The sequence below is a fragment of the Pelomonas sp. SE-A7 genome, assembly GCF_030345705.1.
Classification (GTDB): Bacteria; Pseudomonadota; Gammaproteobacteria; order Burkholderiales; family Burkholderiaceae_C; genus JAUASW01.
Genome location: NZ_JAUASW010000002.1, coordinates 169,088 through 180,832, shown reverse-complemented (window position 1 = coordinate 180,832; position 11,745 = coordinate 169,088). Strand labels below are relative to the sequence as shown.

Here is an 11,745-nt window from a genome sequence, read left to right as displayed (position 1 = left end):
GAAACTGGGTTCATCATAAGTGGGCTTGCCCCTTAGAATCGCCCGCAACGCCCCCAGCGACGCCTCCGATGTACGCCCCCCCAGCCTCACAAGAATCCAGAAATCCTGGGTCGGCCGCGGCATCGTCTCTTGAGGCCCGCTGCGCCGACCCGCGGTCGGCGGGAGCCCCCGGTTTTCAACATCACGGAGTCCTCCCATGTCCTCTCGCTTCGACGCGACCGCCCTGGTCGTTCCCTTTGAGAATCTGAGAATGACCGACGTCGAGGTGGTTGGCGGCAAGAACGCCAGCCTCGGCGAAATGATCTCGCAGCTCGCCGCCACCGGCGTGCGCGTGCCCGGCGGCTTTGCCACCACGGCCCATGCCTTCCGCGAGTTCCTCAAGTACGAGGGCCTGGACAAGCGCATCGAGCAGCGCCTGGCCACGCTCAACACCGACGACGTCCGCGCGCTGGCCGAGGCCGGGGCCGAGATCCGCGGCTGGCTGGAGGCTCAGCCCTTCCCGGCCGCGCTGGAAGCCGAGATCCGCAGCTCCTTCGCCCAGCTGACCGCCGACAACCCCGGCGTCAGCTTCGCCGTGCGCTCGTCGGCCACGGCCGAAGACCTGCCCGACGCCTCGTTCGCCGGCCAGCAGGAAACCTTCCTGAACGTGCATGGCATCGAGGAAGTGCTGCACAAGATGAAGGAGGTGTTCGCCTCCCTCTACAACGACCGCGCCATCAGCTACCGCGTGCACAAGGGCTTCGCCCACAGCGAAGTGGCTCTGTCGGCCGGCGTGCAGCGCATGGTTCGCTCCGACCTCGGCTCGGCCGGCGTGATGTTCACCATCGACACCGAGAGCGGCTTCAACGACGTGGTCTTCATCACCTCCAGCTACGGCCTCGGCGAGACCGTGGTGCAGGGCGCCGTGAACCCGGACGAGTTCTACGTCCACAAGCCGGCGCTCAAGGCCGGCAAGTTCCCGCTGATCCGCCGCAACCTGGGCTCCAAGCTGATACGCATGGAGTTCGCCACGCCGGAAGAAAAGGCCGCCAGCGGCAAGCTGGTCAAGACCGTGGACACCGTGCCCGAGCAGCGCAACCGCTATTCGCTGAACGATGCCGAGGTGGTCGAGCTGGCCGGCTATGCGCTGATCATCGAGCAGCACTACGGCCGCGCGATGGACATCGAATGGGGCCGCGACGGCGAGGACGGCAAGCTCTACATCCTGCAGGCCCGCCCCGAGACGGTGAAGAGCCAGGCCGAGGGCCAGGTCGAGCACACCTACAAGCTCAAGGGCCACAGCGCCGTGCTGGCCGAGGGCCGCGCCATCGGCCAGAAGATAGGCACCGGCCCGGTCCGCCTGGTCGAGAGCGTGGCCGAGATGGAGCGGGTGCAGCCGGGCGATGTGCTGGTCACCGACATGACGGACCCGAATTGGGAGCCCGTGATGAAGCGCGCCAGCGCCATCGTCACCAACCGCGGCGGCCGCACCTGCCACGCCGCCATCATTGCTCGCGAGCTGGGCATCCCGGCCGTGGTTGGTTGTGGTGATGCCACCGAGAAGCTCAAGGACGGCCAGTTGGTCACCGTGGCCTGCTCGGAAGGCGACACCGGCTACATCTACGACGGCCTGCTGGAGACCGAGGTCAGCGAGGTGCACCGCGGCGAGCTGCCGTACTGCCCGATCAAGATCATGATGAACGTCGGCAATCCGCAGCTGGCCTTCAACTTCGCGCAGATGCCGTCCGGCGGCGTGGGCCTGGCCCGCCTCGAATTCATCATCAACAACAACATAGGCGTCCACCCCAAGGCCATCCTGGACTATCCGAACATCGACGCCGACCTGAAGAAGGCGGTCGAGTCGGTGGCTCGCGGCCATGCCTCGCCGCGCGCCTTCTACGTGGACAAGCTGGCCGAAGGCATCGCCACGATTGCCGCCGCCTTCTTCCCGCGACCGGTGATCGTGCGCCTGTCCGACTTCAAGAGCAACGAGTACCGCAAGCTGATCGGCGGCTCGCGCTACGAGCCGGACGAAGAGAACCCGATGCTGGGTTTCCGCGGCGCCTCGCGCTACATCAGCGGCGAGTTCAGCGACGCCTTCGCCATGGAATGCGAGGCGCTCAAGCGCGTGCGCAACGACATGGGCCTGAACAACGTCGAGATCATGGTGCCCTTCGTGCGCACCGTGCGCCAGGCCTCGCGCGTGGTCGAGATGCTGGCCGAGCGCGGTCTCAAGCGCGGCAGCAACGGCCTGCGCGTGATCATGATGTGCGAGGTGCCCAGCAATGCCATCCTGGCCGAGGCCTTCCTCGAGCATTTCGACGGCATGTCGATAGGCTCGAACGACCTGACCCAGCTGACCCTGGGCCTGGACCGCGACTCGGGCCTGGAGCAACTGGCGGGTGACTTCGACGAGCGCGATCCGGCGGTCAAGGCCATGATCTCGCGCGCCATCACCGCCTGCCGGGCCACCGGCAAGTACATAGGCATCTGCGGCCAGGGCCCCAGCGACCATCCGGACTTCGCCGAATGGCTGGCGCAGGAAGGCATAGTCTCCATCTCCCTCAATCCCGACACGGTGATTGACACATGGCAAAGGCTGGCCGTCCGCAAGTGAGGTCTAGGCGCTGATGTCGTCCGCTCGCGGGTTCGTCGGTATCGACAGCCCGCGGCGCCGGCCGGCATGATCGGCGCCCGATGGCACAGCAAGACCCTTCGAGCAGCACCTCGGTGCTGCAGCGCAAGCTCCACCGCATCTACGGTGGCTTCACCGTCGGCTTCGTGGCCTTCGTGCTGGGCCTGGCGGTGCTGGAGCGCATGGGTCTGCCCAAGAGCTGGATAGGCTTCATCTTCCTGCTGACCACGGTGCTGCTTTACGCCGGCATAGGCGTGCTGTGTCGCACCACCGATGCCGACCAGTACTACGTGGCCGGCCGCCAGGTGCCGGCCTTCTACAACGGCATGGCGGCCGGTGCCGACTGGATGAGCGCCGCCACCTTTCTGGGCATGGCCGGCACGCTCTACCTGTCGGGCTATGGCGGCCTGGCCTTCGTGGTCGGCTGGACCGGCGGCTTCTGCCTGGTGGCCCTGCTGCTGGCGCCCTATCTGCGCAAGTTCGGCCGCTACACCGTGCCCGACTTCCTGGGCGAACGCTACGGCGGCAATGCCGTGCGCCTGGTGGGCGTGACGGCGGCCATCCTCGTGTCCTTCATCTACGTGGTGGCACAGATCTACGGCATAGGCCTGATCACCACGCGGCTCTCGGGCCTGACCTTCGAGATCGGCGTCTTCGTCGGCCTGGGCGGTGTGCTGGTCTGCTCCTTCCTCGGTGGCATGCGGGCCGTCACCTGGACCCAGGTGGCCCAGTACATCATCCTGATCCTGGCCTATGTGGTGCCGGTGGTCTGGCTGTCGATCAAGCAGACCGGCGCACCGGTGCCGCAGCTGGCCTATGGCTACCAGCTGCAAAGCGTCAGCCAGCGCGAGCGCGAGCTGATGAACGATCCGCGCGAGCTGGTCGTGATGCAGAACTTTGCCAAGCAGGCCGAGGACTACCGCGAGAAGCTGCTTGACGTGAACACCGCCCTGGCGCGCGAGCGCCTCGCGGCCACGCGCCAGGTGGCGGCGCTCAAGGCCGAGGACGCGCCGCTGGCGGAGATCCAGCACGCCGAGAAGCGCCGGGCCGCGTTGCCGCGCACGCCGGCCGATGCCGAGGAGCAATGGCGCCGCGCGCAAGCCCAGGCCGAGCAGCGTTCGAAGCCGCTGGGCGGCATGCCGCCCCATGCCCAGCAGTTCGCTGGCGACCCCGAGGGCAATGCCCAGCAGCGACAGGCCTTCGGCGAGTCGCGCCGCAACTTCCTGGCCCTGGTGTTCTGCCTGGTGGTCGGCACGGCCGGCCTGCCGCACATCCTGGTGCGCTACTTCACCACGCCCAGCGTGGCCGAGGCGCGCCGCTCGGTCGGCTGGTCGCTGTTCTTCATCTGCCTGCTGTACTTCACCGCGCCGGCCCTGGCCGTGATGGTCAAGTACGAGATCTTCAACAACCTGGTGGGCACGCCCTTCGACCAGCTGCCGGCCTGGATCTCGCAATGGGCGAGGGTGGATTCCAGCCTGCTCTCGGTGACCGACGTCAACAAGGACGGCCTGCTGCAGCTCGGCGAGATGCGCATAGGCGGCGACATCATCATGCTGGCCACGCCGGAGATGGCCGGCCTGCCCTATGTGGTCTCGGGCATGGTGGCGGCGGGCGGCCTGGCGGCGGCGCTGTCCACGGCCGACGGCCTGCTGCTGACGATTTCAGGCGCGCTGTCACACGACGTCTACTACCGCACGCTGAACCCGCGCGCCTCGGCCTCGCGCCGCGTGACCCTGTCCAAGGCCCTGCTGCTGCTGACCGCCCTGGCTGCCGCGGCCATCGCGGCGCAGAAGCCGGCCGACATCCTCTTCCTGGTGACGGCGGCCTTCTCGTTCGCCGGCTCGGCCTTCTTCCCGGTGCTGGTGCTGGGCATCTTCTGGAAACGGGCCAATGGCCCCGGGGCCATCGCCGGCATGCTCTGCGGCCTCTCGGTGACCGCCTACTACATGGTCACGGCCCATCCCTGGCTGCGCTCGGCCTTCAAGCTGGCCGGGCCGCCCGAGCTCTGGTGGGGCATACAGCCGCTGTCGGCCGGTGTGTTCGGCGTGCCGGCGGCCTTTGCGGCCTGCATCACAGTCAGCCTGCTGACTCGCGCTCCGGCGCAGGAGCATCAGGACCTGGTCGAGGCGCTGCACGCACCGGCCGGCCCGGTCCCGCGCTGAGCCTGCCTATTTCCAGCGCCACTGCCAGATCAGGTCCAGCGCGTTCTCGTCCCCGCTCTGAGCCCGCAGCGTGAAGCGCTGGGCGATGCGGTAGATCAGCTGCCAGCTGCCCGAGGTGGCGTTGAGGCCGCGCTCGTAGCCCACGTACCAGCGCCGTGACAGCTGCTTGCCCAGCCGCACCACGGTGCCGCGGCTGTCTTCCTCGTTCTGCGAGAGCGAGAGCTCGTCCAGTCCCAGGTTCTTCATCAAGCGGCCCGAGGGGCTTTCGCCCTCACCGCTGAGCAGGGCCAGGGCGGCGCGCTGCAGCACGGCGGTGTCGGCGCGGCCCAGGCCTTCGGGCGCACGGCCGAGCAAGAGCCAGGAGAGCTTGTCGGTATCGCTCATCTCCGGGTCGGAGTAGAGCTTGATGCGCGGCGAGATCGCGGTGCCGCCCAGCGCCACGCCGACCTGCACGTCGGTGTTCGGGCGCAGGGCCAGCACGTCGAGGCGCGGGTTGTCGTAGGGGCCGGTGAAGATCAGCTCGCCTTTCTCGATTTCCAGCTTCTGGCCGTAGGCTGCATAGGTGCCGCCCTCGGTGCGCAGGATGCCGTTCAGCCGGATGCTCGCGTCGCGCTGGCTCAGCTTGAGCTGGCCGACCAGGCGGCTCTCGAAGCCGCGGCCGCGCAGCTGCAGCTTCTCGCCCATGTCCAGCTGCATGTCGACCCGCACGCGGCGCTGCTTGGCCGGTGCGACCGGTGTCGGCGGCGCGGCCTGCTGCTGCGGCCTCACGACCGTGACGTCGTCATCCAGCGTCGGCGCGTCGCCGCGCGAGAAGTCGAACAGGGCGCTGTCCAGGCGCAGGCTGCCGTCCAGCTCCAGCGACTGCTCGGCCAGGGCCAGCTTGGCCTCGCCGCTGATCTGGGCGCGGCGGTCCACGCGGTTGAGCAGGGTCAGGCCCTCGGCCTTGAGCTGCAGGCTGGCCTGCGGCTTCTCGCCCAGTTGGGCCGTGCCGCTGGCGGTCAGCAGGCCTTCGGGGCCGCGCGCCAGCAGGCGTTCGAGCTGGGCGTTCTCGCCATTGAGCTTGAGCAGAAACTCGGTGTCGCGCACGTCCACGCCCAGCAGCGGATTGCGCAGCGAGAGCCGGCGGCCCTGCACCTGGCCTATCAGCTGCGGCGCCTGCAGCGTGCCGGCCAGCTGCATGCCGGCCTCGAGCTGGCCGCCCACGCGCCAGCCCGGCGGCACCCAGCGGCCCCAAAGGCCCAGGTTGGCCACATCGGCCTGCAGCTTGCCGTCCAGCGGCGACTTCGGCCCGGGGATTAGATCCAGCGGCTCTGCCTTGGCGCTGGCCGTGGCGCTCAAGCGGCCGAGGCTGCTGCCTTCGAACTGCTGCTGCAGCTGCCAGCGCCCGTCTCGGGCCTGCAGGGCCAGGCGCAGGGCCGAGAGCCCCAGCTGCTGCGGGCCGCGCTCGTCGGTCACGCTGAGGTCGCCACGTTCGCGTTGCAGTTCGATGTCCAGCTCCACCTGGGGCGTGGCGCGCAGTTGCAGGCGGCCGGCCACCACCAGGTCGCCGCCCCAACCGAAGTCGGGCTGCCAGCGCTTGAGCAGCGGTGCAATGGCCAGCGGCTCCAGCTTCAGATCGGCCTGCAGCTGGCCGGGCTCGGCCTGCTGGCGAGCGGCCTGCCAGCGGCCGGACTGCCAGGCCAGCGCGGCGCCACCGATCTCGGCCCGGCCGGGCAACAGCGAGAAGCGGCTGGGGCCTACGAAAAGGCCGGCATCGAAGTCCAGGGCCAGGCCCAGGTCCTTGCCGCTCAGCCAGGGCTGGGCCTGCGGCCGCGCGGGCCGCGCCAGCAGTTCGGAGAACCTGGCCTGCCAGCGCAGGGCGTGGTCGCCCGCTGCCAGCGGTGTTTGGTCGAATCCGCCTTGCAAGGAGCTGCGCAGTTGGCTGGGTAGCGTCGGGCCTTCCGCCAGCAAGGACTGCAGCGTGGGATTCAGCGCCAGTTGTGCATCGAGTTCGATACGGGCCTGGTGGCGGGCCCAGCTGCCTTGCAGGTCGAGCAGGCCGCGGCCGAGCATGTGGCCCTGGCCCTGGCCCAGGCCGTCGAGCTGGACCTGTAGGCGCAGCGGAGCGTCCAGCGCGCTGGCCAGCTCGCCGGAGACGTTCAGGCGCGTGGCCTTCCAGTCCTTGCTGCCGGGGCTGGCCACGACCAGGTCGCGGCCCTGCAGTTCAACAGTGGCGGCGACAGGCTTCAGTGCGGCATCGAGCCGTGTCTGGAGCTTGCCCTCGGCGGCGCCCGCCAGCTTGATCTGCCACAGCGACAGCAGCGGAGCGAGGCTGGCGAGCTGCGGCGCCTTCAGCTCGGCGCGCGCGCCGGTCGGGTCTGCGCTCAGCTGCAAGCGGTTCTCACCGCTGGCGAAGCTGGCCTGCAGGCGGCTGTCGGCCTCGCCAAGGTAGCTGGCCTCTCCCTGCAGGGCCTGGCCCTGCAGCTTGCTCGGCAGCAGTTGCAGGTTCGCCGTCCCCAGCGGCCAGCGAGAGGCCGATGAAGCAGGCGCTCGCAAGTCGAAGCGCGCCTCGGCATTCAGGCCATGCTCGCCGCGCTGCCAGGCCGACCCGGCCTGGCCGGCCCACAGCAGACGCGGATCGAGTGCCTGGACCGTAGCCTGGCCGCTGGCGCGCCAGCGTTCGGCCAGGTCCAGCTCGGCCGTGGCCTGCAGCTTGGCCGTGCCGGATTCGAGCAGCAGCTGGCGCAGCTGCAGATGCTGGTCCTGGCTGTCCAGCGCCAGGCGGACCTGCAGCGGCGTGGCCGGTCGCGATTCGAGCCGGCCCTCCAGCTGGGCCTGCAGGCTGCGCTTGCCGGTGAGACCCTGGCCTTGCAGCTTGAGCGGGCCGGAGAGCCGCAGCGGCGCCAGCCGGCCATCGAGCTCGGCCAGGCGCAGCTCGGCCACGCGGGCCTCGACCTGCCAGCGCTGCTCGGCGGCCTGGCGGCCCTGGGCCGTGACGCGGCCGGCGCTGCCCAGGTCCAGGTCCAGCGACTGCAGATGCCACAGCTCGGGATGCTCGGGATTCGCTTGCAGGCTGGCCTGCAGCTGGCGGATCGGCAGGCGCTCGCGGTCCCAGCGGCCGGCCTGCGGATTGCTGAGCTGAAGCTGCAACTGGGCCGGCTGCTGCCAGCCGATGGACTTCAATTCGGCCTTGCCCGTGAGCCTGGTGTGCGGCGCCTGGCTGTAGAGGGCAGCCAGGTCCAGCGAATCGACTTGAGCCTGCAGCGAGGCCAGCGGCCAGGCGGCAAAGGGCTGGACGCGGGCCTGGACCTGCATTGCCTGCGCCTCAGCCCGCAGGCCGGCCTGGACCGCGATCTCGCTCAGCTGGCCGCTCAGCTGCAAATGCGCATCCCAGGGGCGGCCCAGGCTGCCGTCGTCCTGCAGCTTCAGCGTCGCCTGCAAGAGCAGTGGAGCATCGGCGCCGAGATGGAGCTGGCCTTCCATCTGCAGCCGGTCCCACTTGAGGCGCCGCAGCTTGATCTCATGCCGGCCATTCAGAGTCACCGAGGCCTGCAGCTGGCGCAGCGGCTGTTTCTCCAGGCCGGGGACGATCAGCTCGGCGAGCTCGAGCTTGTCGACCTCCACAGCCAGTGGCAAATGCAGATCCGTAGGTGCCTGCAGCGGCTTGGGTTTGGCGGTCGGCGCGCTGCGGTATTCGAGCTTGTCGGCCGCCAGCAGCGGCGTGGCCAGCTTCAGCGGGAACAGGTCCAGTGCCAGGTCTTGCCAGCGCAGGCCCTGGATCAGCAGTCGGTCGCCGCCGGGAATGTCCAGCGACACGTGGCGGGCCGAGAAGCTGCCCAGCAGCGGACCCTGAGGTGCCTGCACCTCGACGCCAGGCAGATGGCGCAGCAGCCAGGCCGTGCCGGCTTCGGTCTTGAGCAGCAGGGCCGTGCCGGCCGCCAACGACAGCGCGACGGCCGGCACCGCCAGCAGCAGGGACCAGCGATGGCCGCGCTTCATAGCGCAATCCCGACACTAAAGTGCAAGCGCCAGCGCCCCGTGGCCTGGCCGCGCGCCACGTCGAGCCGCAAGGGCCCGACCGGGCTGCGCCAGCGCACGCCGGCGCCCCAGCCGAGGTCGGGCTTCAGCTGGCCGAAGCTTTCGGCCGCCTGGCCGGCATCGACGAAGACCGCGCCCCAGACGCTGGACAGCTCAGCGCTCACCGGCCGGGCCAGCTCGACACTGCCGGTCCACAGCGAGCGGCCGCCCACGGCCAGGCCGCTCTTGAGCGGCCCCAGCGAGCGATAGGCATAGCCGCGCACCGAGTCGTCGCCACCGGCGCGGAACAGCAGGGTCTCGGGGATGCCCACGGCATCGGCGGCCAGCAGCTGGCCGACCTCGGTGCGGGCGCTGGCGAACCAGCCGCCGACCGGCTTGTACCAGCCGAGCTTGAGCAGGGCGCGGCCGAAGATGCCGTTCTGCGCCACGCTGCTGTCGGCGCGGCCCAGGCCCAGTTCCAGCTTGGCCCAATGGCCTTCGGTGGGCAACAGCACGCTGTCCAGGCGGCGGCGGGTCCAGTTGCCGTTGAGCGAGAGGGCGCCGCCGTCTATGCGGCCCGTGGCCGAGCTTTCGCGCGAGCGCAGGGCCTCGACGAAGACCAGGCGCTCGTTCTCCACCGTCTCGCGCAGCCGGCCCAGGCGGATGCTGAAGCTGTCGACGATCTTGTCGCCCGAGCGGTCCTGGGCGCCGCGCAGGGCCATCAGGTTGCGCTGCATGTCGGGCTGCGGGTAGGAGGACAGCTCCAGCTCGGCCGCGCGCAGGTCGCGGCCCAGGTCGAGCTTGGTGCGGGCCCGGATCGGCAGGCCGAAGGGCTGGCGGTGCAGATGCTCGAGCAGCACGCGCTGGCCGGTGTTGGCGTGATAGCCGATGCCGGTGGTGGCCTGCTGGCGCGGCGCCTCGCGCACCCGCACGATCACCGGCGTGGCGCTGGACTGCTCGGCTTCGCGCTGGATGTCTATGGTGACCGCGTCGAACAGCTGGGTCTTGAGCAATCGGTCCTGGAAGTCGAGCAGGGCCTTCTCGCTGTAGGGCTGGCCGGGTTCGAAGCCGGCCAGGCGCTGCACGGCCTCGGCCGGGTAGAACTCCAGGCCCTCGATGCGCAGCTCGCCGAGGCGGAACAGCGGGCCGCTGTCCAAGCTCAGGCTGATGTCCACCGCATGCTCGGCCGGCAGCACGCGCGCGGCGGTGTCGGCCCAGCGGGCCAGCGGATAGCCCTGGGTGCGGGCGCGGGCCAGGGCCTCGCTCTTGGCCGTGGCCCAGCGCGTCTGCGTGAATCGGTACTCGGCTTCCAGCGGCCAGTTGGACTGCAGGGCTTCGCGCAGCGCAGCGCCCTGGGGGCCGGCGACCTCGCCCTCGAAGGCCCAGGCGATGCTGCGGACCCGGCTGGGCGTACCAGGCGTGACCTGGATGCGTATCAGCGGCTTGCTGCTGTCGCGGGCTTCCAGCCTGGCCTCGACCTGGGCATCGAAATAGCCGGCGGTTTCCAGCAGGGCCTTGGCCTGGGCCGGGGCCAGCAGGCGCAAGCGGTCCAGCTCGACGCTGCTCGGTCGCTCGGCCTCGGGCGTGCGTTGGAAGCGGGCCAGGTCCAGGTGCTCTTCAAGCAGCTCGCGCAGATTGGAGGTCGGAGCCTCGATCTGCAGCTCGTAGGCCTGGACCAGCGTGGCTTGCTCGGCCTTGGCGGCCGGCTTCTCTGACTCGCTGCGCAAGAGGGCGCAGCCGCCGAGGCTGAGGGCCAGCGCGGCGCAAAGCAGACGCAGGCCCGTCATTTGGACAGCAGGCGCATGGCCCCTTCCAGGCCGGTCAGCGTCAGCGGGAACATGCGCTGGTGCATCAGCTGCTGGATGAGTGCAATGCTCTGGCGGTACTGCCAGACGCCCTGCGGCTCGGGGTTGATCCAGGCGTACTTGGGGAAGGCATGGGTGAGGCGCTGCAGCCATTCGGCGCCGGCCTCCTCGTTGTTGTATTCCACGCTGCCGCCGGGCTGCAGGATCTCGTAGGGGCTCATGGTCGCGTCGCCCACGAAGATCAGCTTGTAGTCGCGGTTGTACTTGCGAATGATGTCCCAGGTCGGGAACTTCTCGGCGAAGCGGCGGCGGTTGTTCTTCCAGACGAAGTCGTAGACGCAGTTGTGGAAGTAATAGAACTCCAGGTGCTTGAACTCGCTCTTGGTGGCGGAGAACAGCTCCTCGACGCGGTGGATGTGCTCGTCCATGGTGCCGCCCACGTCCATCAAGAGCAGGACCTTCACCTTGTTGTGCCGCTCCGGAATCATGCGGATGTCCAGGAAGCCGGCGTTGGCGGCGGTCTTGTGGATGGTGTCGTCCAGGTCCAGTTCCAGGTCGGAACCTTCGCGGGCAAAGCGGCGCAGCCGGCGCAGCGCCACCTTGATGTTGCGCGTGCCCAGCTCCAGCTGGTCGTCGTAGTCGCGGTAGCTGCGCTGCTCCCAGACCTTGACCGCGCTCTTGTTGCCGCCCTTGCCGCCAATGCGCACGCCCTGCGGGTTGTAGCCGCTGTTGCCGAAGGGGCTGGTGCCGCCCGTGCCTATCCAGCGGTTGCCGCCTTCGTGGCGTTCCTTCTGTTCCTCGAGCCGCTTCTTCAGCGTCTCCATCAGCTCGTCCCAGCCCATCTTCTCGAGGGCGGCCTTCTGCTCGGGCGTGAGGTTGAGCTCCAGGTGCTGCTTCAGCCATTCGGCCGGCACTTCCTTGCTGAAATCGGTCAGCAGCTCCACGCCCTTGAAGTAGGCGGAGAAGGCGCGGTCGAAGCGGTCGAAATGGGCCTCGTCCTTGACCAGGCAGGTGCGGGCCAGGAAGTAGAAGTCGTCCACCGAAGGCGTGCCTTCGTCGCCACCGATCACGCCCTTCTTCAGCGCCTCGATCAGGGTCAGGTACTCCTTGACCGAGACCGGCAGCTTGGCGGCGCGCAGCGTGAAGAAGAAGGGGATCAGCATGGTCG

The 11,745-nt window shown here is 69.2% G+C and carries 5 protein-coding genes; 2 read left to right on the top strand and 3 right to left on the bottom strand.

What is annotated here, in order from left to right:
- Positions 1-196: 196 nt before the first annotated feature.
- Positions 197-2,596: a phosphoenolpyruvate synthase gene (gene ppsA, locus QT382_RS14855; protein ID WP_289254883.1), complete on the top strand. Its 2,400-nt coding sequence runs from the start codon at positions 197-199 to the stop codon at positions 2,594-2,596.
- 80 nt (positions 2,597-2,676) lie between these two features.
- A complete protein-coding gene (locus tag QT382_RS14850) occupies positions 2,677-4,776 on the top strand; it encodes a sodium:solute symporter family protein (RefSeq protein ID WP_289254882.1) in 2,100 nt (699 codons plus the stop codon).
- 6 nt (positions 4,777-4,782) lie between these two features.
- On the opposite strand, the gene QT382_RS14845 is transcribed toward QT382_RS14850, so the two are convergent.
- From QT382_RS14845 to QT382_RS14835, 3 genes are read right to left on the bottom strand one after another with little or no spacing between them, the layout of a single operon-like run.
- Positions 4,783-8,754 (bottom strand): translocation/assembly module TamB domain-containing protein, encoded by a 3,972-nt coding sequence (locus QT382_RS14845; RefSeq protein WP_289254881.1) that lies wholly within the window; start codon positions 8,752-8,754, stop codon positions 4,783-4,785.
- Positions 8,751-10,559, bottom strand: a complete 1,809-nt coding sequence (locus QT382_RS14840; protein WP_289254880.1) for an autotransporter assembly complex protein TamA — start codon at positions 10,557-10,559, stop codon at positions 8,751-8,753. Before QT382_RS14840 ends, QT382_RS14845 begins: the two co-directional genes overlap by 4 nt.
- Positions 10,556-11,740 carry a vWA domain-containing protein gene (locus QT382_RS14835; protein ID WP_289254879.1) on the bottom strand — a complete coding sequence of 395 codons (1,185 nt, stop codon included), beginning with the start codon at positions 11,738-11,740 and terminating at the stop codon, positions 10,556-10,558. Before QT382_RS14835 ends, QT382_RS14840 begins: the two co-directional genes overlap by 4 nt.
- Positions 11,741-11,745 lie beyond the last annotated feature (5 nt).